Here is a 22,992-nt window from a genome sequence, read left to right as displayed (position 1 = left end):
ATTAACCCCCCATATAAAAAACATACAATTGATCTAAATGATTTTCCTGCTCACATCTCACCTCATTATTTTTCATCAGCTCCAATATTGCCATAAATGTCACCACAATATGTGAACGAGAGGGATATTCAAATAACCGATCAAACGTTATCCCCGACCGTTTGTGTTTCACCAAGTCAAGGACTTCAGTCATGCGCTGTTCGATCGGGATCTCACTGCTTTTAACTTTTGTTTCCAACGGGTCGTTCCATTTCTTGCGTTCGAACATTTTTCCTAAAGCATGAAGCATATCATAAATGGATAAATCCCCCTTGTTTACAGGCGGTTTGCTCTCATCATCATCGAATGCAACCGGTGGCCTTGTAAACGTCTGATTCGCTTCCATTTCCCGATCATGCAATTTTTGAGCTGCATCTTTGTATTTCCGGTATTCAATCAGACGCTGCATCAATTCTTCACGTGGATCTTCCATGTATTCCTCATCTGCTTCTTCAATCTCCTGTTTTGGTAAAAGCATCTGACTTTTCAAAGCAAGCAACGTGGCAGCCATTACCAAATATTCACTCGCGACATTTAGTTCGAGCTGCCGCAGGGTATGAATATAGTGCATATATTGCTCGGTTATCTGTGCCACAGGTATATCGTATATATCAATCTCATATTGGTTGATCAAGTGCAGTAATAGATCAAGAGGACCTTCAAAACCATCCAATTTCACTTGATATGGCTGATTCACAACAGTTCTCCTTTCATGAGCGGAAAAACCCCCGTATTAAGGGGCATTCACATTCCAGGCGTTTAAAGTTTTCCTTATTGCGTATACGCCCATACAATTTTGCGATTGTCATCATATGTTATTAACGTAAGATAAATGTTACCAAAAAAACATTTATCCGTTAAGCGAAAAAGGAGGAATTTCATTATGGGTTACGGCGGAGGATTTGCGCTAATCGTTGTACTGTTTATCCTTCTGATTATTGTCGGTGCTGCATGGATGTAATCATGCCGAGCTGATTGACAATATCATTCTGTAAGTTTTCTTACAAACAAAAGCCACCTCTTAAAGAGAGCTGGCTTTTGTTTAGTCACTTTCTTCGTTTTTGTGCTGTCCTTCATCAATTGACTTATTCAAAAATTGTTGTGTTATCTCATCGGCACAAACGGCATACTTATCGCCAAACATATTCTGCACTTCTTTCACCATCTTTTTGCCGATCCCCGAGTTTCGATGTGAGGGGTTAACAGATATGTGTTGGACAACTGCGTCAATATCATTCTCAATACGCACGCCAATCGCACCCAGTACATCTTCCTCCTTCCAGAGGAAAAGGTACCAATTCGGATTTGTCTCATACTCTTTAATCGTTTGCTGCAATTTCTTAACATCTTTTTCTTCAGGCATGAAAGATAATAATCCCATCGCAATCTTTTCATAATTTTTTTTATAACGAATAAACATAGATATCCCTCATTATGATAATAGCTTACCAATCAAAAAGAGCAGAACATACCATACTGAATGGGTTCCTTACCGATAGGGTTTGTATATATAGTTATGCAACACAAGGCATGATTTGTCAACATCGGCCGGCTATAATATTCAAAATACCCGTTGCTTTTGTTAAAAAACAATGACAAACCCATCTTCCCAGTTATCCCTTGATCCGGTATAATCACAGCAAATTTCTGTTAATGCTAATTTGAACTGGTGTTCATCCTTTATCATCATGACCATACTTGCGGATAAACATACGCTTTCTTATTTTTGTCTGATAACGCTCAAGATCGTATAGCCATCTGATGGTTTCCCTTTAAAACGAAAGGGAATGATATTAACAACGGCTACCCATAAATTAAACAGTAACAATAACATTAAATAATTGTTGGGGTATACGGTATACAAGGCATAACAGAGAACTGCAGCCAAAAAACTGCTGAAAGGCCCAAGAGCAGCTATCCTGATTTGTTCGTGCCGCTGATACGGAACCTTTCGTTTACTGCTCGTCAAACCTCCAATAAAGAAGAGGATGCGCATCGTCATATGGATATGCTTCCACTTCGTGCGGTAAACGGTAGTGCCAGCACCTATCGATAAAAAAACTTGATCAGCTTCGACTGATTTTGCGCCAAGCACATGGCCTAATTCATGGACTGTCGTTCCAGCCGGCGCAACAACAAAAATCAGGAATAGAAACGTATAAATATCCATACATGTCTATTATTCTGCCGTAACCTTTACATGCTTCATAACATCGCCGTTTTCCATCGCTTTGGCAAACTCAATGCCCGAGGTAACTTGGCCAAAAACCGTATGGACACCGTCTAAATGGGGCTGGGCTTCATGAACGATAAAAAATTGACAGCTTCCTGTATCTTTTCCGGCATGAGCCATCGACAACGAACCTTCCTGATGTTTATGCGGGTTCCCTTCAGTTTCACATTTGATTGTGTACCCTGCATTGCCAGTACCATCACCATTCGGACAGCCCCCCTGGCTGACAAATCCGTCAATTACCCGGTGGAACGTCAGACCGTCATAAAAATTGCTGTTCGCCAGCTTTTCAAAATTTGCTGCGGTGTTTGGTGCTTCATCCGGATAAAGTTCAAACTCTATTTTGTTCCCGTTTTCCATTAAAATATATCCTTTTTTTCGCATGCTTTCATCCCCTTTATTGTACTGATAGTTCATGTTCAAAAAGAAAGATAAAAATGACCGTCATCGGCTAAGTTTGCGATGTCAATCGCCAACGCTGATATTAGCACGTCCTGTACGTCGGAGTTCAAGGCGGCGTAACTTTGAGCAACGACATGGATCCATTTCAATTCATGAGTTGCGGAAAAGCAAGCCGACGAGCTTCCACAGGATGTGGTGACTTCCGCGTTGACGATTGACGTCGGTGGTTTTAGCAGAAGGTCCTCTATCGATGTGTCATTTTCACCAGACTTTTGAACAACCTATTTTATTATTTTAGCTGACGTTACGATAGAAAACAACTGTATCATTCATAGGAAATGTCATTTTTCACAACATCATGATAGGTTTCACGTTTTATGACCAACTGATCCCGGCCATTTTCCACAAAAACCACTGCTGCTTTTGGAAAGCGGTTATAATGGCTGGCCATTGAATAGCCATATGCACCGGTCGAAAACACGGCCAGAATATCATCACTTTCGACGGCCGGCACTGGAAGATCCCACATCAGCATATCTCCTGATTCACAGCATTTACCAGCGATCGAAACTGTATCCGTCGCAGTCTTTCCCGCCTTATTTGCCAGCACACCTTCGTATTTCGCATGGTAAAGCGCCGGACGTATATTATCAGTCATTCCCCCGTCAACCGAAACATAATTGCGTACACCGGGGATTTCTTTTATGGAACCAACCGTATATAATGTTACCCCGGCATTCCCGGCGATAGCACGGCCCGGTTCAATCCATATTTCCGGTAAAGGCATATTGAAGTAAGCTGCTTGTTCCTGAACGACGGCTGTCAGCTCCTTAACATGCGTAGAATAATCAAGCGGCTGATCGCCCTCTGTATACCGGATGCCAAAGCCTCCCCCTAGATTCAGAACATCCGGGGAATAATGATATTCAGCATGCCAATCGGCTAGTTTACGAAACAGGACTTTCGCCGCCAGCACAAAGGCATCAGTTTCAAATAGCTGTGAGCCAATATGGCTGTGCAAACCTTTAAAATGAATATTTTCACTGTTCTGCAATTGTAAAAACGCTTCATCTGCTTGTCCATCAGCTAAATTGAAACCAAACTTGGAATCTTCATTGCCAGTTACAATATACTGATGTGTATTCGGCTGAATTCCAGGTGTCACACGCATTAAAACATCCATTGTTTTATTTTTCCGCTGTAGAATTTCGTTGATTAGTTCAATCTCATGAAAATTATCGACTACGATGCACCCTATATCATAATCGATGGCCATTTCCAGTTCATTGGCGCTTTTATTATTGCCATGCATGTGAATTCTGTCGACAGGGAATTGAGCCTGAAGTGCTGTATACAATTCACCCTGTGATACGACATCAAGACTTAAACCTTCCTGTTTAATAACCTGAAGCATCGCGACAGAAGAAAAAGCTTTGCTTGCATAAGCCACCTGCGCCCGGACCCCAAGTGCCTCAAATGTTTCGACAAAACGGCGACAATTCGCCCGTATTAACGAAACATCATAAACATACAACGGTGTACCATATTTTTCCGAAAGGCCCACTGCGTCAATTCCGCCAATTGCTAAATGCCCCACGTCATTTATGTTGAATGGATGATGATCCAGTATCATATAAAATTCCCCCGCTCAATCCCAAGTGTAAAGATACTTTACCACACAAAAGCCAAAAACGAAAGAGGAAGCTAAGCACCTGAAATTGGCTTGGATGCTGACCCACGTCTGATTTGCTATCTTAAACAGGCGGCCATTTTTCTGGTTATCCGGGAAGTTCATGCTTTCGATTTTGGCTGTCTGTAATCATTTTTAGGGTGGACAATGCTTGGACGTTTTTTGGAATATGGAATGGGAACACGAAATAGAATTTCAGCTAATCCACGGCCATTGAACGGAATGAACGGCCACAAGAATGGTGTCTGCAAAGATTTTAAATGAACCATATAGAGCACATATAGTGTCGCACCAATGGTGAAACCAACTATACTGAACAGCGCCGTAGCAAGGATTAATATCGTTCGAATAATCTTATTGCCGACACCCAGTTCATAACTTGGCGTAACGTACACACCTATCGCACTAATGGAGACATACAAAATAATCTCCGGCCCAAACAGGCCGACATCAATAGCTATCTGACCGATTAAAACAGCAGCGATCAGTCCCATTGAAGTGGCCAAGGGCGTCGGTGTATGGATAGCGGCCATCCGTAAAAATTCAATTCCCAGATCTGCCAACAGAATTTGTATCACGACCGGGATGGTCCCATCTTCCTTAGGTCCGATAAACGAAAGTTCCGCCGGCAGCAGTGATGGCTCTATCACAAATAACAGCCATAAAGGCATCAGAAATATCGACATCATAATGGCAAGGATCCTGGATATGCGCATAATCGTTCCGACCAATGGTGTCTGACGATATTCTTCGGCATGCTGTATATGATGAAAAAAAGTTGTCGGCAGAATAATGACGCTTGGGGACGTATCTACAATTAATACGACATGTCCTTCCATCAGATGCGTCGCGGCAACATCAGGGCGCTCGGTATATCTGACTAAAGGATAGGGTTTCCATTTGGGGCCGGAAAAAAATTCTTCCAAAGTTTTATCTGTCATCGTCAGGCCATCGATTTCAATCCGGTTCAATTTTTCCTTAACGGTAGCGATCAGATCTCTGTCAGTGATATCATCAATATAGCACAAACAAATATCCGTTTTTGAGCGTTCCCCGACTTTCAGCATTTCATGCCGGAGTCTGGCATCGCGGATCCGTCTCCTTGTTAGTGCCGTGTTTTCAATAATGTTCTCGGTAAAACCATCACGAGAACCTCTTACAACATGTTCTGTATCAGGTTCTTCAGGTGATCGTCCGGGATAATTGCGCACATCAACGATAAAGGCATATTTGATGCCATCAATAAAAATAACAATCAAGCCGGATAATATTTGGTCGACCGATTCATCCAGGGACTCGGTCCGTTCCACCTGCTGATAAATGATTCGGTTTTCAACGATTTCCGGCACTTTTTTCGTGTTAACTTCATCATCATTGATCTGAACAAGCTGGCGCATGATTTGCTGGACAACTTCACCATCACAGAGTCCGGTCACGTAATACAGCTGAATTTTTGTTTTCAAAACGGTTAATTCACGAAAACCAAAATCAAATGAAGTATCCAGCCCGACCCGATCCTTCATGTACTGCTTGTTTTTATCTATTTTTGCGTATATTGGACTTTTCGTTTTATTTTGGCTCATAACATTCAACTCTCCACTTTATTTGTTTCGGAAATCACTTATTTCACAAATACCGTCCATTGAAAAAGGGATCCGGCAATCTTGCCAAATACAATAGCCATTAATAACCATAGTAATTTCTCTTCCATTCGGATACGTTTTGAAAGAATTGGAATTACATTCAATACTTCGGTCAAAGCAGCGGCCATCATGCCGTTAAATACGCCGTGAAAAGCGCCCCAAATGATGAGTAAAATATACGGCTGATTCCAGGATACGTCCGAGAATGACATGTATATCCCAAATAAAGAGCCAAGAATAATACCAGCAATATAAACAGGTATAAATTGCCCCGTCTTACTCAATTGGATGATTCTAGGGATTATTCCCAATACCGTTAAAAATGCGACAAACCCGCCCCCGACAGCAACACCAGCAGCAAAACCGATCGTTACTTCAAGAAGACTCGTGAGAATGTTTGTGATCATTCAGCGTGTTCTCATAATGGGTGAGATAGTGATCCATATCCTGCTGGTAATTAAAGATTTCGATTTCAAGAGGGCTTGGTTCTTCATTAATACGTTTCTGGAACCAGTGGTTGAAAAATAACAGCATTCCGATTCCGAGTCCGAATGAGTACGGTATCTGAATCCACAACGGATATTGGCTTTGTTCACCTGTCAGCATATAATGGAGTTTTTGCTGAACCTCCTGCATACTGACATCATAATGAAAATTGATAATGGTCATGGCAGTACCAATAAAGAGAAGCAGCCAAACAATAGCCGTTATTAATATGTTTGGCGATTTTTTATACTTCTGAATCCGGATAATTGTATGAGATGGTCCGACAAGCTGAAATTCCAGGTCACGGTAATGTGTATTTAAATGATCAATGACTAAGAAACTGTCCACAATCACCACATTCAAGTCTTTTTTGGTAATCCGGTAAATCGGTGTTTGTTCCAATTCGTTTTTCAATGCTGATGTGGTGGAAATCCAGGCAATATCCTTCAGCTTAACTTTTTTCAAATAAGTCATTTCGACGTTCTTTTTCATGCGTAAGTATACGATTTCTGACATGCAGGACTCATCCTCTTTACGATGTTGTACAAAATAGTATTTGTTTAAAGTACTATAATTATCACAGAAAAAGCTGGCTTATCATTGTTAAATGTTTTGAATTTCATTCTAATCCAATCAAACCGGCATATTATTTTTAGTAACGATGAATTAAAGGCAGGCTGGTTTTGGTGAAAATAAAGCATCCTATCGTTGCGTATATCGTGAGTTTTTCCCTTCTATTGCTGCTTGTATCATTTATTTCGGTATCCAAAGGCCAAAATAATTTTTTTCGTTTCGCCATGATTAATGAATTAACAGCGTCCGATTTGATATCAGAATCATTACTGTTCATGATGAGCGCGGAAGTCCCCCAACTGGAAGGGAATTTATATGAAAATGATAGACAAACACCGGATTTTTCGTCATTGCTATTTGAATTTACCTCCGGGATAACACCAAAAAGTTTCACAAGCTTACTTGAACTGGAATTGCCTGGTAGGAAGTCATTTTCCAGTGGCGCGTATTTGGTGGGAAAGGAATCTGATCTAACGACCATGCCGATAGAGTCACCGCCTCCTGATTTTGATAAATTACTTGAAGAGGACCAGCCCGAACAAGAGGATGAATCAATTCAGGACTCAACTGACGCAGATGTCTTCATTTATCACAGTCATGCCTGGGAAGCTTATTTGCCGCTAATGGATAATGCAGAGAAAAAGCCGAGTGAAGCTTCAACCACAAACAATAATCAAAATGTTATACATGTTGGCTCGATGCTCACTGAACAACTGGAGAAAAAAGGGATAAACACAATTCATGATAAAACAAACGTCACCACGGGGCTGCATGATAAAGGCTGGGGGTACAGTGATTCGTATAAATTTTCCCGTCAAACGATTGAAGACGTCGCCTCAGCCAATGACAATTTATCATACTTCATTGATATACACCGTGATGCACAACGAAATGATGAAACAACGGTTACCATCAACGGTAAGGATTATGCCAGAGTATACTTCATAGTGGGAATTGAACATGAGGACTACAAGAAAAATCTTCAATTTGCAAAAGAGTTGCACCGTCTGCTTAAAAAGAAATATCCCGGGCTCAGTAAAGGGATATATGAAAAAAGTAAATCTGATGGGAATGGCGTTTATAACCAGGATGTTTCAGAACGGTCACTGTTAGTCGAATTCGGGGGGATTGATAATACGCGCGAAGACCTTAGCAACACGGCTAAGGTGATGGCAGAAGTCATTAGCAAACACCAAAAAGGTGATGCTGAAAAGGTCAACGATGCGAAATAGAGAAAAGATTCATCAGAAAAGGCTGTCCCGATTGTGATCAGGACAGCCTTAAATCATGGATTCATATTCACTTTCATTTCTTCCAGGATCTTTTTCTCAAGCCTGGAGACCTGCACTTGTGATATACCAAGTCTGTCAGCTACTTCGGATTGTGTCCTGTCTTTGTAATACCGTAAATACAAAATCAGCCGTTCTCGCTCATTCAGCCGTCTGATCGCTTCCTGCAGGGAGAGTTTATCAAACCACTTTGTATCATCATCGGCGATTTGATCCAATAATGTGATTGGATCACCATCATTCTCAAAAACTGTTTCATGGATGGAGTGTGGTGATTTTGCGGCTTCTTCAGCATGAACGACATCTTCAGGTGTAATATGAAGTGATTCGGCGATTTCCAGAACGGTTGGCGCTCGTCCAAGCTGTTTAGTCAATTCATCCCGCTTTTTACGTATTTTATTGCCGGTTTCTTTTAAGGAACGGCTCACCTTAACACTGCCATCATCCCGGATAAAACGCTGTATTTCACCGATGATCATCGGGACAGCATATGTGGAAAACTTGACGTCATAAGATAAGTCGAATTTATCAATGGCTTTAATAAGTCCGATACTTCCTATCTGAAATAAATCATCCGAATCATATCCGCGATTGATAAATCGTTGTACAACCGACCATACTAGCCTGACATTACTTTCAACAAGTATATCCCGTGCCTCTTTGTCGCCTTCTTGGCTTTTATGAATATATGTCTTCACCTGTTCATCATTTAACGATTCCTGCAGGTTTCTGTGACTAACATTTACATCCATAGGCAACCCTATTTAGAAACCGTTTTTTTTGAAAGTTGTTTTGTCATGTGAACAGATGTGCCATTTTCAGGTGAAGAAATAATCTCCAATACATCCATAAAATTCTCGATGATCGTAAAACCCATGCCCGATCTTTCCAATTCAGGTTTTGATGTATAAAGCGGTTGTCTGGCTTCATCCACATCACCGATGCCAATACCGTTATCTTTAATGGTCAGTTCAACTTCATCTTCATGAAGTACACAGGATATGGAAACATGGTTACCCGGTTCATTGTTGTAACCGTGAATAATGGCATTCGTTACGGCCTCCGAAACGACCGTTTTAATTTCAGTCAGCTCATCCATTGTCGGATCCAGCTGTGCGACAAACGAAGCGACTGTCACCCTGGCAAACGATTCATTTTCGCTGACACTCGAAAATTCCACAAACATTTCATTTTTCATGATGCCACCCCCAACGTAAATAACGCATGTTCTTCGTTCTCCTCTAACCTCACAATTTTAAACATACCTGACATTTCAAACAATCTCCGGACTGGCGCTGAAACGGAACACACAACCATCTCCCCTCCCAGCTGCAGTACTTCTTTGTATCTCCCAAGAACAACACCAAGCCCTGAACTGTCCATGAATGTTACCGATTCAAGGTTCAGCACAACATGCTTAATGGCATTTGTATACATCATTTCCTTCCATTCATTCCGTAATACTTCCGTTTCATGGTGATCTAATTCCCCGGACATTCTGACGACCAGGACATCCTGCTTGACGTTAAACGCAGTAGACAGACTCATGTCTTTTCCTCCCCACTTAAATTCATTCCACGTACTTTTTCGTTACAAGTCACATTGATTCCTGCCTCTTGACAAAATAAGAACCAATTCGTCAGAGACTCTGCTATTTCACCATATTTTGAGCGGTTCTCTTCAGTAATGTCAGATAAGAAGCTTCCTCGACATCATAATCCACAATCAATGGTGATTTTGACAAAGTTTTTCCGTTATTTTTGATCACGAGCTCACCAACCTCATCCCCTTTACTGATTGGCAGTTCAATGTCGGATTTCAGGTTCACAGATGTGCTCACCTTTTTATCCTTCTCGCCCTTCCGATGAATCGTACTGATGGATTCAGATGCTGTCACATCAATGGAGGGATCCTCCGCTTTCAACATATCTAACGTTGTAATCGTCTGCCCTTTCTCGTATAAATTTTTTGTCTCGTAATGATTAAAGGCATAATCAAGCATACCGGAAATCGATGCATTTCGTTCTTTGGTTGTATCAGCACCCATGACCACTGCAATCATACGCATGTCACTTTTTTCCGCTGTGGCCGTTAAGCAATATTTTGCCTCATTCGTATAACCAGTTTTCAGCCCGTCAACCCCCGGATAGGACTTTACCAGTTTATTGGTATTTACGAGCCAGAATTCGTTTTCTTCACCTTTTCGTAAATAATCCTCATAAATCGATGTATAGTTGGTTATGGATTCATATTTTAATAATTCTTTGGACATGACCGCCATATCGTGGGCGGTGCTGTAATGGTTTTCGGTCGGCAATCCAGTTACATTCTGAAATTGGGTGTTTTCCAGCCCGAGTGCTTCAGCTTTTTTATTCATCTGTTCCACAAACGCTTTTTCACTTCCGGAAATTCGTTCAGCCAAAGCAACACTTGCATCATTCCCGGAGGCAACTGCAACACCTTTCAAAAGATCATTCACACTCATTTCTTCTCCCGCTTCAAGAAATATTTGCGAACCTCCCATCGAGGCAGCGCGCTCACTGACTCTGATCGTCTCATCTTTTTCAATCTTACCCTGATCAAGGGCTTCCATTATCAATAGTAGAGTCATAACTTTTGTCATACTGGCCGGCGGCAATTTCTTATGTGCATTTTTGTCAAACAGCATTTCACCGGTATCACGCTCAATCAAAATAGCCGAACGCGCGTCGGGGGCTAAATTCAGCTCCTGATCCGTATTATCCCCTTCATTCTCCTCACCGAACACAGTAAATGGCATGAACAGAATGGAAAATATGATGCTAGTCAATAAAACAAACTTTTTCATTGTTCAACCTCCAACATTCAATATAGCTTTAGGATTGCCATTAGAAGGTGTTCTTATACAAGGAAAACGCATGCTGATTTCAGCATGCGTTTTCGCTTCAGGTATAACTTATTTCGTGATGTTCTCATAGATGAGCGGGGGATTTTTCACGGGTTCATCCGATATAACAATGCTTTGGTATAATGTTTCTTTTACGTCTTCTATGGTCGAGGTGTTTGCATGAATGGTCAACAGTGATTCACCATGATTTACGTAATCCCCGATTTTTTTATGAAGAACGAGTCCGACAGACAAATCAATGGCCGATTCTTTGGTTGCTCTTCCTGCACCAAGCATCATGGCAGAGTTTCCAATATCATCAGCGCTGATTTTGGAAATAGTTCCGGATTTTTCTGCAGGTAGTTCAAATGTGTGCGATGCTTGCGGCAATAAGTCCGGTTGATCGATAACACGCGAATCACCCCCCTGTGACTCTAGAAACAACTTAAATTGCTCAATTGCTTTTCCAGTGTTCAGGTTGTCGGTCAGCTGTTTCCGTGCTTCATCAAGTGTGTTTGCTTTGTTTGCTAACACCACCATTTGACTGCCTAATTCGAGACATAATTCGGTTAAATCGTCAGGCCCGTTTCCCTGTAGGGTATCAATTGCCTCTCTGACTTCCAGTGCGTTACCTACAGCGTACCCAAGCGGCTGGCTCATGTCAGAAATGACTGCCATCGTATTCCTCCCGACGCGATTGCCGATTGATACCATTGCCTGAGCCAATTCCCTGGCATCGTCGAGTTCCTTCATAAAAGCACCGGCACCGGTCTTGACATCCAAAACAATCGCATCCGAACCGGAAGCTATCTTCTTACTCATAATCGAACTGGCAATCAAGGGGATCGAATTAACCGTTGCCGTGACATCCCTTAGACTGTAGAGTTTTTTATCGGCCGGTGTCAGGTTACCGGTCTGGCCGACGACAGCCACCTTGTTTTGGTTAACCAGATTAATAAATTCATCACTGGAAATTTCAACATGAAATCCCGGCACCGCTTCCAGTTTATCGATTGTTCCGCCTGTGTGTCCCAAACCTCTGCCGCTCATTTTGGCAACCGGGACCCCGGCGGACGCAACCAGTGGGGCCAGTATTAAGGTTGTCGTATCACCAACTCCTCCGGTCGAATGTTTATCCACCTTAAGACCGGAGATAGCAGAAAGATCAATCTGGTCACCGGATTCAACCATCGCACTGGTCAATTCTGCACGTTCCGCTGCGGTCATGTCCTGAAAAAAAACCGCCATCAGAAGAGCGCTCGTCTGATAGTCCGGGATATCACCATTTGTGTAGCCATTAATAAAAAAACGGATTTCCTCCTTCGTAAGGTTTTTGCCGTCACGCTTTTTTTCAATGATATCATACATTCGCATATAATCACCTTTAGTCCATTATTAATGTGGTAGTGTGCGGATGATTTCTTTAACAAACGTGAGAAAGTCTTCACGCACCTGTTTCGTTGTCTCAATCACTTCATGATGGGTGAGCGGCTGATCAAGAATCCCCGCAGCCATATTGGAAATGCAGGAGATACCCAAGACGCGCAGCCCTGCATGTCTTGAAACGATTACTTCCGGGACAGTTGACATCCCGACAGCGTCTCCGCCAAACTTCCGAAGCATGTTTATTTCTGCCGGTGTCTCGTATGTTGGTCCGGAATTGCCGACATAAACGCCGTCCTGAACCGTCACCCCGAGTTTTGCCGCACAGTCCTTTGCATGGCGCAAATAGGCTTCGTCATATACTTGTGACATATCCGGAAAACGTTCACCCAACGCGTCATCATTCGGTCCGAGCAGCGGATTGTCACCCATATTGTTGATATGATCAGTAATCAGCATTAAGTCACCAGGATGAAACATCTTATTAATTCCACCGGCTGCATTCGTAATAACGATTGAGTCAATTCCCAATTCTTTCATCACTCGAACGGGAAATGTTACTTGCTGCATGGAATAGCCTTCATAGTAATGAAAGCGTCCCTGCATCGCGATAACGTGTCTTCCTTCCAGTTCGCCTGTAACAAGCTGCCCCTTATGCCCGGATACAGTCGATTCCGGGAAATGGGGAATGTCTTTGTAGGAAAATGTAACCGGATTTTCAATTTTATCAGCTAAAACCCCAAGTCCCGATCCTAAAATAAGACCGATGGAGGGAGTATTTGTTAATTTATCGTTTATATAGGCGGCTGCCTCTGTTATCGTTGACTGATTCATGATATCCCCCTTACTTTGTCCCGCATGTAATGGACAGTAACCCGCCGGAAAACATCGGCTAACTGTCCATAAATGCCCGATTCTGCTCAACTAACATTCAATGGGGGAAAGACTTCCCATTGAATGAAGTTTCACTTTATATCATCCAAAAAGCTTTTTCCGTGTTCCGGCATTTTAATATGAAAGTTGTCCGCGACCGTGGCTCCGATATCAGCAAATGTTTCCCTTAATGGCAGCTTTTTACCTTTATCCACGTTCGTATGATAGACAAGCAACGGAACAAATTCCCTTGTATGATCAGTCCCGTGATGGATCGGATCATTTCCGTGATCTGCTGTTATAATGAGCAAATCATCCTCTTTCAGATGGTTCAGAACTTCCGGCAATCTTGCATCAAATGCTTCAAGTGCCTTGCCATAGCCTTCAGGGTCACGTCTGTGTCCGTATTTAGCATCAAAATCAACCAAGTTCAGAAAGTTTAATCCCGTAAAATCATTTGACATCGAGTCGATCAATTTGGTCATACCATCGTCATTATCGGTTGTACGGATGGCCTCTGTAACCCCTTCATTATCATAGATATCTGAAATCTTGCCTAGAGCAATTACATCGTAGCTATGATCTTCAAGTTCATTCATCACGGTACGCCCAAACGGCTTCAACGCGTAGTCATGCCGGTTGGCTGTCCGTTGAAATGCACCTGGTTCACCGACGAATGGGCGTGCAATAACTCGCCCCGCCATGTATTTCTCATCCAATGTCAGCTCACGGGCAATTTCACAAATATTGTACAATTCTTCTAACGGCACTTCGTCCTCATGAGCGGCAATCTGCAAAACAGAGTCTGCCGACGTATAAACAATCAATGCACCTGTCTCCAAATGTTCCTTACCTAATTCGTCGATGATAGCCGTACCTGACGCTGGTTTATTACCGATAACTTTCCTGCCTGTTTTCGCTTCCAAATCAGCAATCAGTTCATCCGGGAAGCCATTCGGAAATGTCCGGAATGGTTGCTGGATGTTCAACCCCATAATCTCCCAATGACCTGTCATGGTATCTTTACCGTTGGAAGCTTCTTGCATTTTAGTATAATAGGCCATTGGAGGCTCTGTTTTCTCAACTCCCTCTATTTCCCTAATATTACTCAACCCTAATTTTGCCATATTCGGCATGTTTAGGCCGTTCATTCGTTCCGCAATATGTCCCAGTGTATCGGCACCTGCATCATTAAACGCCTTAGCATCCGGGGCCTCTCCAATCCCAACGGAATCCATTACAATCAAAAAAACACGTTTAAATCGTTCCATAATTGATACCTCCTATAGTTGTTCTTCCCGGTTTTGCTGAATCATATGTCAGTTCCTTGTTGTCGTAGGATGTCTGACGACTTGATAGACAAATGAATCGCCCACTGCTAATTATATTGATATGTAAATTAAGCCCGTGGATGATACGATTGATAAATATCTTTTAATCTGGCTTTTGTGATATGTGTATAAATTTGCGTTGTGGAAATATCAGAATGACCGAGCATTTCTTGAACAGACCGCAAATCTGCGCCGTTTTCCAGTAAATGTGTCGCAAATGAGTGTCGCAACGTATGTGGCGTGATCGTTTTCGTGATGCCAGCCTCCCGTGCAATCCCTTTTAATATTTTCCAAAAACCCTGCCGTGACAATGGCCTTCCATGCTGGTTAACAAATAACTTATTTCCGTCCTGTTTCCGTTTCACAAGGGCTGGTCTGGCATCCTGCAAGTAATCATCTACCGTTTTTTTGGCGACATCACCCAGCGGAACAATTCTTTCTTTTGTACCTTTTCCCATACAGCGCACAAACCCCATTGTCAAATGAAGATCGCTTACGTTCAAGGACACTAATTCAGATACACGTAAGCCTGTGGCGTACATTAACTCAAGCATTGCCTTGTTGCGGATCTTCAAGGGGGTATTGCTGTCAATTGTCAGTAAAGCCTCTACATCCTGTGATGATAACGTAACAGGCAATTTCCGTTCTTTTTTTGGTGTTTCGATATGTATACTGGCATCATGGTTGACAAGCTGTTCCCGGATCAGAAAATGATGGAATGACCTGATCGAGGAAATCGTTCGGGCGACTGTTGCAGACGATTTATCGTCCTCTTTAAGCTTGTAGAGGAATCCTATAATGTCGGCTCGTCCAATGTCGTTCCATACTGACTTCCGAGACACCTTTTCCAGATAATGCATATAATTTTTCAGATCCCGCTGATACGAGTTTAACGTATTGTCCGTTACGCCCCGTTCGACTATTAAATAGTGGACAAAATCTTCAAAAGCGGGCTTAAGCATCATCATTACTCCCCTAGACGTAAAAATAAGTTGAGCCGATCAACGAAACTTTCATCATCCGTTTCAAAAACTTTTACAGACGGCCCTTCCGGCGGATCATACCGGTGAAATTGTTCATACTCGGTATGCATATACCGTAAACCAACATAAAACAGACATGTACAGCCAACAAAAAGAATAAAGACTTTCAAAATGTCTCGTATCCATTGTACCATATATTTTCACCTCTTCTGCATATCCAGTGGAAGCTGTTTGAAATGTGGCTTTCAGCTTCTATCACTACTTGTTACTAGTAAAGATATGCCTAAAAAGGCTTATAATATACATGGTACTGTTAAAGTGCGATTGGCCTATCACCAAAATACTCTATTTTTTTGAAAATGTAAATGATGACCACAGAAAGTAAAAACCTTTTTCCAAATAGAAAAAAGGCATCGTGTTAAATTTATTATCTTGCTGATTGCACTGCTGCTTCCTGACATTGTTTACAAATCCCATGGAAAGTCAACCGGTGATCTTCCACCTGAAAGCTGAAATCTTTCTCGACTATTTTTTCAACATCCCCGAGGAGGTCATCCACTATTTCCTCTACAGAACCACATTCGATACAAACAAGGTGATGGTGAAAATGCTCTGCTCCCTCTTTGCGCAGATCATAGCGTGAAACACCGTCACCAAAATTTATTTTGTCCACAATTTTCAATTCTGATAATAATTCCAATGTCCGATACACCGTAGCCAAACCTATTTCAGGTGCTTTTTCTTTTACCAGCAGATAGACATCTTCAGCACTCAAGTGATCTTCTTCACGTTCCAGCAGCACCCTGAGTGTGGCTTCCCGTTGTGGAGTAAGCTTATAACTTTGTGCATGGAGCTGTTTTTTTATATGTTCGATTCGATGTTCCATGGCAAGTCTCCTCCCTGTTATCCCCAACCTCATTATATGCGGACAGATGAACCATGTCAAAATATAATGATTATAATTTGTTATTTATAATTATTATTATATAACATTTATTACTTATTATAAAGGGATTTAATGAACATTTCCATTGCTTCATTTGCCACATATGCTTCCATTGCTGCTGCAGCCAGGGAAAACACCATTAACGAAGCAAACACTGCCGCATACTTGCCGAATGGCTGAAGCACAGGTTGAGAGACACGCCGCGAAAAAAGTTTTCTTAACAATATCATTGAGAAAATCATGGATAAACTGCCAGCGATGATATAAATCGGAATGACCAGCAAATTTTGCGGTGCAACCGATAGCGAAGCCAAAAAGAGTCCGTTTGCCCCAAGCTGATTAACCATGAAACCGACCGAAAAGCCGACCACCAAGCCTTTTAAAAATAGTAAAACCCATACAAGCGGGAGACCTATAACCGATAGTCCCAAAACAAACAGCATAAATAGATATTTCACATGATATAAAAAGCTGCTCTTGAGTACTTCATGACTGCTCACTTGTTCTTCCTCAGAAATATCGCCGAAAAAGCGCTCGAGGTAAAAGAATAAATCCTGTTTTTGTACAAAGTTCATACTGTTTACAATGATTGCTCCAAAAATAATCCCGGTCAGAAAAAGAATTGTCATAAAAATATAGATGGTTGCGTGTTCTTTTACATGGTCTATTAATAGTGTGCGTTTAGTATTCATGAGAATCCTCCATCACATGTAATGTCTTTTCCAGCGGCTTGTCTTAAAATGGCCTCTGATAAAAACTATGAAGAATTCCATGTAAAAATACCAACTTATTTTTGATACTTGAAATTAAGATGTTGTGACTGTCCCATATTTCCCACCGCCACCGGCTTTAATTGATAACCTACCTTCTCTCATGTTTATAATGGCCGTTGCTAGTTTTTCAGGTACGACCTCTTTCAAATCGTCGAAGGAGACGTAATGGATCACATTCATTTCTGTCTGAAAATGTTCCAGGAGCTTCGTGAACGTCTTGGGTCCAAGCGTCGGCAAATATTCCAGTGGAACCTGGTATAAATAAGGCGGCCGATTTCTGTTTGCCTCATCAGTGCTTTTTAACTCCAGAATCCGGTCAAACACACCTTTTATAATTTTTGTTGATCCGCACTTGTGACATTTGACTGTGTCAGCTGCAAGAGGCTCCAGACACTGACTGCAAACTGTTGTGTAATATTTTCCAAGATGGGGGTTCATGCCAAAGTTCCGCTTAATTCGCCGCCCGTCTATATTGTGAAGCGCACGGTTGAATTCCTCAAATGACGGCTCTTCCATGATTATTTCCTGGTATTCCCGTGCGATTTTGGGAAGAGAATGAGCATCGGAATTTGATACAAACGTAAAGTTGTGCAACTCACTGATTTGATCAGCCATCGTTGTGTCCGAGCTGAGTCCCAATTCGATCGCATCAATCAGATCCGGATCAAGGACTTCCCTCAGTGACCGTTCCACTCCTTTTCCATACATGCTTTTAAACGGTGTGAACACATGGGCGGGAATAAACAGACCGGAAAGCTCTTTTACTTTATACTGCAGCTCTTTTGCTGTTCCATAATAACGCTGGGAACTCAATGTAATGTTTTTCATTTTCGTAGTTAGCCATTCCGAAAACTTCTCCATTTTTTCCAAATTCGGGAGGAAGCACAAGACATGGATCGGCCCCCGGCAATTTTCGTCATAAATCTCAATTTCCGATCCAAGTATTAAGGTTACATTTTCAAAACGAACCCCACCGCCTTCCAGCTCATAAGCATGACCTGCTGAAATAAGTTCCTTAATCTCTTGTTGTACAGCAGGTGCGTGGCTGTCGATCACCCCTGTCATATGGATCCCTTTATTCCGGCTTGCTTCTTTTAGAACTTTGGTCAGGGTTAATGTTTTGGCTCCGGTAATTTTGACGGGATGGTTGTATATATCCCGTCCAATGTGAATATGCATATCGGCAAAAAATGATTCCAGCATTGTCTGCATCCTTTCAAGAGGTTGTTCAAAAAGTCCGGTAAAAATGACGCTTCGAAAGGGGACCTTCTGCTAAAAGCGCCCACGTCCTGTGGGCAACGCAGAAGTCACCACATCCTGTGGAAGCTCGTTGGCTTGTTTCTCCGCTGCTCGAAACTGCGCCGCCTCGAACTTCTCGGTCCTTTTTATCCTCCTTTTTGAACACACATTTCAAGTGTTTCTAAATACAGGATCGCATAGTTTGTTTTCGCGTCATGTATCCTATTGTTTTGAACGTACTGTTTTGCCTCTTCCAGGGTTAATTCAAGCAACTCGATAAACTCGTCATCATCACCTATTGCCGGATCCTTCACAGGTTCCAGCCCATCAGCTATATAGAGATACATGAGTTCATCCGCGAATCCGGGTGATGTATAAAATGATGTGACGAATTCCAGAGGGCCTGCCGTATACCCGGTTTCTTCCTCTAATTCACGCCGTGCGGTCACTTCCGGCTTTTCCCCGTCTTCCAGTTTACCAGCTGGAATTTCCACCAGTGGCTTTTCCAACGGTTTCCGGTATTGTTCAACAAAAATGATTTTTTGTTCCGGTGTAATCGGGATAACCCCTACTGCCCCCGGATGCTTAATCAGTTCACGTTTGGAAGTATTCCCATCAGGCAGCATCACTTCATCCACTTGCAGTTTAACAACTTTGCCGTCATATATGGTTTCGGTTTGGATCGTTTTTTCCTCAAATTTTTTCATAAATGGCTTCACCCTTTTTGGCAAAAATACTATATCTATTCTAGCACATTTATTAATTCGTTGTATTTGCCGCCATCACTCTTTTACAATAGAGTTAAACAGTATGGCAATGGAGGTTGTTACAATGAAAAAGAATCAGCTGGGACAATCGGATTTATATGTTTCCGAACTGACACTGGGGTGTATGTCGCTGGGAACGGACAGCAAAAAAGCTAATGAGATTATCGATCGTGCACTGGACGCCGGCATTAATCACCTCGATACGGCAGATTTGTACGACTTTGGTCAAAATGAAGCAATGGTCGGTGACGCGATAAAAGGTAAACGAGACCAGGTTATTTTAACAACAAAAGTTGGTAATCATTTTAACAAAGACAAGCAGGACTGGTTCTGGGATCCGTCTAAAGAGCATATTGAACAAGGTGCTAAAGACAGCTTGCACCGATTGGGCACGGATTACATCGACTTTTATATGCTGCACGGCGGCACCATAGATGACCCGATCGATGAAACGATTGAAGCGTTTGAAAGTCTGAAAAAAGAAGGATGGATTCGAGCTTACGGGATCTCCTCCATCCGCCCGAACGTCATCCGTGAATATGTGGAACGTTCCAATATTGACGCGGTCATGATGCAGTATAATATGCTGGACCGCCGGCCGGAAGAGAAAGTGTTGGACCTGCTGCATGAAAACCATATCAGTGTGTTGGCACGGGGACCGTTAGCAAAGGGTATGCTCAGCAATCGAGCTTCCGAACAAATTGAGAAAAAAGGCCCGGACGGTTTTCTCGATTATTCTTATGATGAACTGAAAACCATCCACCGTGAACTCGAAAACATAAACAGCGATGAATCACTGAATGCTTTTGCGCTAAACTATGTTTTGAAACATCCCACAGTTGCGAGTGCTGTGTTTGGTGCAAGTTCTGTCAGCCAGGTTCTTGACAACACCGATTTTCATCACGCGCCATTAACCGATGAAACGTACCGGAACATTCAAGACATCACAAAAGCGATTCAATATACCAAACATCGATAGAGGCCTTTTCATCACTATAATCGAAAGTTTTCTGGAAAAAGGGGCATGAAAAAATATTTTTTTCATGCCCCCTTTTAGTGTCTAGAGACGATTATAGTCACGAAAGAGGGTTTCCATCCAGATCAATGACACTAATTTCCATTGATAATATTCAACGAGGGGCATATAATATTAGAACAAACGTTCCTTATGATGGAGTGAATACAGATGGATTATTCCGGTTATCCGCGAAATGATGTCTTGTGTATTGATATGCGTTCCTTTTATGCAAGTGTTGAGGCGGTCAAACGGGGGCTTGATCCGTTGACGGTTCAACTGGCTGTCGTTGGTGATGTGAGTAGACCGGGGAGCATTGTCCTCGCTGCCTCCCCACCTCTGAAGAAAAAACACGGCATCAGCAATGTCAGCCGGTTTTTCGAGCTGCCTGATGACCCCGATATTGTGATTGCATCAGCACATATGGCTGATTATTTAGAGGTGTCGATGGAAATTACCAAATTAATTAAACAGTATGTCCCGAAAGAAGCGATTCACCAGTATTCGGTTGATGAAGTCTGGGTAACCGTGAACGGGCTGGAAAAATTGGCAGGTGACCGGTGGCAGGTGGCCTGGTTCATCAAACAAGACATTCTGGAAAATTTCGGAATCACAAGTTCTATCGGAATAGGCGATAACAAATTTCTGGCCAAAGTGGTCATGGATTTGCACGCTAAAAAACACGGTATCGCGGAATGCGCCTATGAAGACGTCACGGAAAAATTGTGGCCGTTCCCGGTACAGGACATTTGGGGAGTTGGCCGGCGGATGCAGCGTAATTTAAACCGGATGGGCATCGTCACACTTGGACAGCTGGCTAATTTTTCCTTGAAGTCCTTAACCAAACGATTCGGTATCATGGGTGAACAGCTTTATTGGCATGCCTGGGGGATCGACTTAAGCCCTGTTTTCGGCAATTTCACCAAAACGGAACAAAAAGGATTTGGTCATGGCATCTCGTTATTGCGTGATTATTCCGGTGATGAAGTCGCCATCTGTATTCTTGATTTGTGTGAAGAGGCATGCCGCCGGGCAAGAAGTGCCAACAAGGCCGGCAAGACCATCCATCTTGGTATTCTCTACGCCAAAGAAACAGGCGGTGGCTTCAACCGATCACGGTCTGTCAGCCTTCCCACCAATATCACTATGGATATGTACAATATCTGTATGCAGTTATTTCACGAATTCTACGATGGCGCAAGTGATATCCGACATGTTTATGTCACCCTTGATAACCTGTATGAAGACGGCGAAACCCAATTGGACCTTTTCGATGACCGGCCAAAGAAAAAAGATATTGGCTACGTCATGGATGCCATCCGGAATAAATACGGGTCAACTGCCATACTTCGGGCCACAAGCTATACTGATGCAGGCATCACCATCGAGCGCAGCAGCAAAATTGGCGGGCACCAGGCATAGCAGGGGTCAGAACAGGAAGAAATCGGAAAAAACCCGATTTAATTCATGGCTATTTTACAGCATCACACACATACACACCGTCTTTCAATGTTTCGGTAACACGCCCTTCATCTTCAAGATAATCGAGCTGTCCGATGGTTTCAGACATAGTCAGGTTTAATTGGTTTTCATACTGTTTCGGAAACAGTTGCTGACACAGTTCGAAAGGTGTTTGGGCCTTTTCCTGTAAAAATGCGTATACTTTTTCAGCCCGCTGTTCCTGTTTGTGCAGACGTAAAGGAATTAAGTCGCCCACGTCCGAAAAAATGTCACCATGTCCGGGATAAACTGTTTGAATAGCCAGCGACCGGCATTTCATTAAGTTGGCCCGGTATTGCAGCATCGGCTTCGGGCGCACCGTTTCCTTCCCTATCGGCGATTCCATCAGCGGATTCGGGGAAATGTGGTGAAGCAAATGGTCTCCCCCGATAAACGCCCCATCACTTTTGCGAAAAAACGACAGATGACTTTGTGCATGTCCTTTCGTTTCGATGACATGCCAATCGTCATGCCCCGGCAGCGTGTCCCCTTCATCCAGCATATCCGTCAACTGTCCCTTCCCTGCAAAATGCATGGTCCCACGCAACTCACCGGAGCTTGGCATCAACGCTCCAGGTACACCGCAAGCAACAAAAAATTGTTGAAAGAATTGTTCATAATGCGCGAAAAACGCTTCATCACGTGTTAAATATGGGGCAGCATTCCGATGTGCTGCCATCGTTTGGGCACGGGGAAACCCTTCAATTAAGCCGATATGGTCCGGATGATGATGTGTTAAAATGATTTGTTCAATATCGTTTGGTGCATAGCCCAATTCATTTAATTGTGTTTTCAGAGCTTCCCAACCCTCTTTCGTTTTAACACCGGCATCGATTAATGACAGTTTATCACCTTTAAGCAGATAGACATGTGTATCACCTACCGCAAATGGTGTTGGTATGGTCAGCTGACTGATTGTTTTGTCCAATACTTTCATAATGGCTGATCCTCCAAAAAATGA

General features: G+C 42.6%; 26 protein-coding genes. 4 read left to right on the top strand and 22 right to left on the bottom strand.

Going from position 1 to position 22,992, the window contains the following annotated elements:
- Nucleotide 1: 1 nt before the first annotated feature.
- Nucleotides 2-736 carry a segregation/condensation protein A gene (locus E4U82_RS05270; RefSeq protein WP_135109026.1) on the bottom strand — a complete coding sequence of 245 codons (735 nt, stop codon included), beginning with the start codon at nt 734-736 and terminating at the stop codon, nt 2-4.
- A gap of 186 nt (nt 737-922) precedes the next feature.
- Here E4U82_RS05270 and E4U82_RS05265 point away from each other — a divergent pair, with 186 nt between their 5' ends.
- On the top strand, nt 923-1,000 hold the full coding sequence (locus tag E4U82_RS05265; RefSeq protein WP_135109133.1) for a YjcZ family sporulation protein: 78 nt from the start codon (nt 923-925) through the stop codon (nt 998-1,000).
- Between the two features lie 81 nt (nt 1,001-1,081).
- On the opposite strand, the gene E4U82_RS05260 is transcribed toward E4U82_RS05265, so the two are convergent.
- The 7 genes from E4U82_RS05260 to E4U82_RS05230 form a co-directional block, all read right to left on the bottom strand.
- Nucleotides 1,082-1,459 (bottom strand): GNAT family N-acetyltransferase, encoded by a 378-nt coding sequence (locus E4U82_RS05260; protein ID WP_135109025.1) that lies wholly within the window; start codon nt 1,457-1,459, stop codon nt 1,082-1,084.
- A gap of 300 nt (nt 1,460-1,759) precedes the next feature.
- A complete protein-coding gene (locus E4U82_RS05255) occupies nt 1,760-2,209 on the bottom strand; it encodes a site-2 protease family protein (RefSeq protein ID WP_135109024.1) in 450 nt (149 codons plus the stop codon).
- A 9-nt stretch (nt 2,210-2,218) separates the two neighbouring features.
- Nucleotides 2,219-2,656 (bottom strand): peptidylprolyl isomerase, encoded by a 438-nt coding sequence (locus E4U82_RS05250; protein WP_135109023.1) that lies wholly within the window; start codon nt 2,654-2,656, stop codon nt 2,219-2,221.
- 343 nt (nt 2,657-2,999) lie between these two features.
- A complete protein-coding gene (lysA, locus tag E4U82_RS05245; protein ID WP_135109022.1) occupies nt 3,000-4,307 on the bottom strand; it encodes a diaminopimelate decarboxylase in 1,308 nt (435 codons plus the stop codon).
- A 158-nt stretch (nt 4,308-4,465) separates the two neighbouring features.
- The gene (locus tag E4U82_RS05240) at nt 4,466-5,947 is read right to left on the bottom strand and encodes a spore germination protein (protein ID WP_135109021.1); all 1,482 of its coding nucleotides are present in this window, start codon (nt 5,945-5,947) and stop codon (nt 4,466-4,468) included.
- Nucleotides 5,948-5,985: 38 nt separating this feature from the next.
- Nucleotides 5,986-6,414, bottom strand: a complete 429-nt coding sequence (locus E4U82_RS05235; RefSeq protein ID WP_135109020.1) for a stage V sporulation protein AB — start codon at nt 6,412-6,414, stop codon at nt 5,986-5,988.
- Nucleotides 6,383-7,009 carry a stage V sporulation protein AA gene (locus E4U82_RS05230; protein ID WP_135109019.1) on the bottom strand — a complete coding sequence of 209 codons (627 nt, stop codon included), beginning with the start codon at nt 7,007-7,009 and terminating at the stop codon, nt 6,383-6,385. Before E4U82_RS05230 ends, E4U82_RS05235 begins: the two co-directional genes overlap by 32 nt.
- Before the next feature lie 170 nt (nt 7,010-7,179).
- Here E4U82_RS05230 and spoIIP point away from each other — a divergent pair, with 170 nt between their 5' ends.
- Nucleotides 7,180-8,298: a stage II sporulation protein P gene (spoIIP, locus tag E4U82_RS05225; protein ID WP_135109018.1), complete on the top strand. Its 1,119-nt coding sequence runs from the start codon at nt 7,180-7,182 to the stop codon at nt 8,296-8,298.
- Between the two features lie 53 nt (nt 8,299-8,351).
- Here the strand turns inward: spoIIP and sigF are convergent, their stop codons facing one another.
- The 13 genes from sigF to E4U82_RS05160 form a co-directional block, all read right to left on the bottom strand.
- Nucleotides 8,352-9,107 carry an RNA polymerase sporulation sigma factor SigF gene (sigF, locus tag E4U82_RS05220; RefSeq protein ID WP_135109017.1) on the bottom strand — a complete coding sequence of 252 codons (756 nt, stop codon included), beginning with the start codon at nt 9,105-9,107 and terminating at the stop codon, nt 8,352-8,354.
- Nucleotides 9,108-9,115: 8 nt separating this feature from the next.
- A complete protein-coding gene (spoIIAB, locus tag E4U82_RS05215) occupies nt 9,116-9,553 on the bottom strand; it encodes an anti-sigma F factor (protein ID WP_135109016.1) in 438 nt (145 codons plus the stop codon).
- Nucleotides 9,550-9,903 carry an anti-sigma F factor antagonist gene (spoIIAA, locus tag E4U82_RS05210; RefSeq protein WP_135109015.1) on the bottom strand — a complete coding sequence of 118 codons (354 nt, stop codon included), beginning with the start codon at nt 9,901-9,903 and terminating at the stop codon, nt 9,550-9,552. The genes spoIIAB and spoIIAA overlap by 4 nt, the downstream gene beginning before the upstream one ends.
- Nucleotides 9,904-10,006: 103 nt before the next feature.
- Nucleotides 10,007-11,182: a D-alanyl-D-alanine carboxypeptidase family protein gene (locus tag E4U82_RS05205; protein ID WP_135109014.1), complete on the bottom strand. Its 1,176-nt coding sequence runs from the start codon at nt 11,180-11,182 to the stop codon at nt 10,007-10,009.
- Nucleotides 11,183-11,290: 108 nt separating this feature from the next.
- Complete coding sequence (locus E4U82_RS05200) at nt 11,291-12,595, bottom strand: pyrimidine-nucleoside phosphorylase (protein WP_135109013.1); 1,305 nt, start codon at nt 12,593-12,595, stop codon at nt 11,291-11,293.
- Between the two features lie 21 nt (nt 12,596-12,616).
- On the bottom strand, nt 12,617-13,438 hold the full coding sequence (locus tag E4U82_RS05195; protein ID WP_135109012.1) for a purine-nucleoside phosphorylase: 822 nt from the start codon (nt 13,436-13,438) through the stop codon (nt 12,617-12,619).
- Between the two features lie 131 nt (nt 13,439-13,569).
- Nucleotides 13,570-14,748: a phosphopentomutase gene (gene deoB, locus E4U82_RS05190; RefSeq protein WP_135109011.1), complete on the bottom strand. Its 1,179-nt coding sequence runs from the start codon at nt 14,746-14,748 to the stop codon at nt 13,570-13,572.
- Between the two features lie 128 nt (nt 14,749-14,876).
- Complete coding sequence (gene xerD, locus E4U82_RS05185; RefSeq protein WP_135109132.1) at nt 14,877-15,770, bottom strand: site-specific tyrosine recombinase XerD; 894 nt, start codon at nt 15,768-15,770, stop codon at nt 14,877-14,879.
- A gap of 5 nt (nt 15,771-15,775) precedes the next feature.
- Nucleotides 15,776-15,985 (bottom strand): YqzK family protein, encoded by a 210-nt coding sequence (locus E4U82_RS05180; protein ID WP_135109010.1) that lies wholly within the window; start codon nt 15,983-15,985, stop codon nt 15,776-15,778.
- Between the two features lie 233 nt (nt 15,986-16,218).
- Nucleotides 16,219-16,677, bottom strand: coding sequence for a ferric iron uptake transcriptional regulator (gene fur / locus E4U82_RS05175; protein WP_135109009.1), 459 nt, complete (start codon nt 16,675-16,677; stop codon nt 16,219-16,221).
- A 110-nt stretch (nt 16,678-16,787) separates the two neighbouring features.
- Nucleotides 16,788-17,429 carry a stage II sporulation protein M gene (gene spoIIM, locus E4U82_RS05170; protein WP_135109008.1) on the bottom strand — a complete coding sequence of 214 codons (642 nt, stop codon included), beginning with the start codon at nt 17,427-17,429 and terminating at the stop codon, nt 16,788-16,790.
- Between the two features lie 114 nt (nt 17,430-17,543).
- Nucleotides 17,544-18,713 carry an endonuclease Q family protein gene (locus E4U82_RS05165; protein ID WP_135109007.1) on the bottom strand — a complete coding sequence of 390 codons (1,170 nt, stop codon included), beginning with the start codon at nt 18,711-18,713 and terminating at the stop codon, nt 17,544-17,546.
- 182 nt (nt 18,714-18,895) lie between these two features.
- Nucleotides 18,896-19,456, bottom strand: a complete 561-nt coding sequence (locus tag E4U82_RS05160) for an NUDIX hydrolase (RefSeq protein ID WP_135109006.1) — start codon at nt 19,454-19,456, stop codon at nt 18,896-18,898.
- 124 nt (nt 19,457-19,580) lie between these two features.
- Between E4U82_RS05160 and E4U82_RS05155 the strand changes: the two genes are divergently transcribed.
- Nucleotides 19,581-20,495 carry an aldo/keto reductase gene (locus tag E4U82_RS05155; protein ID WP_135109005.1) on the top strand — a complete coding sequence of 305 codons (915 nt, stop codon included), beginning with the start codon at nt 19,581-19,583 and terminating at the stop codon, nt 20,493-20,495.
- Nucleotides 20,496-20,702: 207 nt separating this feature from the next.
- Nucleotides 20,703-21,953, top strand: a complete 1,251-nt coding sequence (locus E4U82_RS05150; protein ID WP_135109004.1) for a Y-family DNA polymerase — start codon at nt 20,703-20,705, stop codon at nt 21,951-21,953.
- Between the two features lie 49 nt (nt 21,954-22,002).
- Here the strand turns inward: E4U82_RS05150 and E4U82_RS05145 are convergent, their stop codons facing one another.
- A complete protein-coding gene (locus E4U82_RS05145; RefSeq protein ID WP_135109003.1) occupies nt 22,003-22,968 on the bottom strand; it encodes an MBL fold metallo-hydrolase in 966 nt (321 codons plus the stop codon).
- Between the last annotated feature and the right edge of the window lie 24 nt (nt 22,969-22,992).

This window comes from Lentibacillus salicampi, assembly GCF_004565465.1.
Taxonomy (GTDB): Bacteria; Bacillota; Bacilli; order Bacillales; family Amphibacillaceae; genus Lentibacillus; species Lentibacillus salicampi.
Note: the sequence above shows the minus strand (reverse complement) of the source record. Positions and strands in the feature narration are given on the sequence as shown.

What these genes read in the sequence shown, in the direction of transcription:
- E4U82_RS05265 (WP_135109133.1), top strand. Translation starts at nt 923, where the DNA reads ATGGGTTACGGCGGAGGATTTGCGCTAATCGTTGTACTGTTTATCCTT.
- E4U82_RS05260 (WP_135109025.1), bottom strand. Translation starts at nt 1,459, where the DNA reads ATGTTTATTCGTTATAAAAAAAATTATGAAAAGATTGCGATGGGATTA.
- E4U82_RS05255 (WP_135109024.1), bottom strand. Translation starts at nt 2,209, where the DNA reads ATGGATATTTATACGTTTCTATTCCTGATTTTTGTTGTTGCGCCGGCT.
- E4U82_RS05250 (WP_135109023.1), bottom strand. Translation starts at nt 2,656, where the DNA reads ATGCGAAAAAAAGGATATATTTTAATGGAAAACGGGAACAAAATAGAG.
- lysA (WP_135109022.1), bottom strand. Translation starts at nt 4,307, where the DNA reads ATGATACTGGATCATCATCCATTCAACATAAATGACGTGGGGCATTTA.
- E4U82_RS05240 (WP_135109021.1), bottom strand. Translation starts at nt 5,947, where the DNA reads ATGAGCCAAAATAAAACGAAAAGTCCAATATACGCAAAAATAGATAAA.
- E4U82_RS05235 (WP_135109020.1), bottom strand. Translation starts at nt 6,414, where the DNA reads ATGATCACAAACATTCTCACGAGTCTTCTTGAAGTAACGATCGGTTTT.
- E4U82_RS05230 (WP_135109019.1), bottom strand. Translation starts at nt 7,009, where the DNA reads ATGTCAGAAATCGTATACTTACGCATGAAAAAGAACGTCGAAATGACT.
- sigF (WP_135109017.1), bottom strand. Translation starts at nt 9,107, where the DNA reads ATGGATGTAAATGTTAGTCACAGAAACCTGCAGGAATCGTTAAATGAT.
- spoIIAB (WP_135109016.1), bottom strand. Translation starts at nt 9,553, where the DNA reads ATGAAAAATGAAATGTTTGTGGAATTTTCGAGTGTCAGCGAAAATGAA.
- spoIIAA (WP_135109015.1), bottom strand. Translation starts at nt 9,903, where the DNA reads ATGAGTCTGTCTACTGCGTTTAACGTCAAGCAGGATGTCCTGGTCGTC.
- E4U82_RS05205 (WP_135109014.1), bottom strand. Translation starts at nt 11,182, where the DNA reads ATGAAAAAGTTTGTTTTATTGACTAGCATCATATTTTCCATTCTGTTC.
- E4U82_RS05200 (WP_135109013.1), bottom strand. Translation starts at nt 12,595, where the DNA reads ATGCGAATGTATGATATCATTGAAAAAAAGCGTGACGGCAAAAACCTT.
- E4U82_RS05195 (WP_135109012.1), bottom strand. Translation starts at nt 13,438, where the DNA reads ATGAATCAGTCAACGATAACAGAGGCAGCCGCCTATATAAACGATAAA.
- deoB (WP_135109011.1), bottom strand. Translation starts at nt 14,748, where the DNA reads ATGGAACGATTTAAACGTGTTTTTTTGATTGTAATGGATTCCGTTGGG.
- xerD (WP_135109132.1), bottom strand. Translation starts at nt 15,770, where the DNA reads ATGCTTAAGCCCGCTTTTGAAGATTTTGTCCACTATTTAATAGTCGAA.
- E4U82_RS05180 (WP_135109010.1), bottom strand. Translation starts at nt 15,985, where the DNA reads ATGGTACAATGGATACGAGACATTTTGAAAGTCTTTATTCTTTTTGTT.
- fur (WP_135109009.1), bottom strand. Translation starts at nt 16,677, where the DNA reads ATGGAACATCGAATCGAACATATAAAAAAACAGCTCCATGCACAAAGT.
- spoIIM (WP_135109008.1), bottom strand. Translation starts at nt 17,429, where the DNA reads ATGAATACTAAACGCACACTATTAATAGACCATGTAAAAGAACACGCA.
- E4U82_RS05165 (WP_135109007.1), bottom strand. Translation starts at nt 18,713, where the DNA reads ATGCTGGAATCATTTTTTGCCGATATGCATATTCACATTGGACGGGAT.
- E4U82_RS05160 (WP_135109006.1), bottom strand. Translation starts at nt 19,456, where the DNA reads ATGAAAAAATTTGAGGAAAAAACGATCCAAACCGAAACCATATATGAC.
- E4U82_RS05155 (WP_135109005.1), top strand. Translation starts at nt 19,581, where the DNA reads ATGAAAAAGAATCAGCTGGGACAATCGGATTTATATGTTTCCGAACTG.
- E4U82_RS05150 (WP_135109004.1), top strand. Translation starts at nt 20,703, where the DNA reads ATGGATTATTCCGGTTATCCGCGAAATGATGTCTTGTGTATTGATATG.
- E4U82_RS05145 (WP_135109003.1), bottom strand. Translation starts at nt 22,968, where the DNA reads ATGAAAGTATTGGACAAAACAATCAGTCAGCTGACCATACCAACACCA.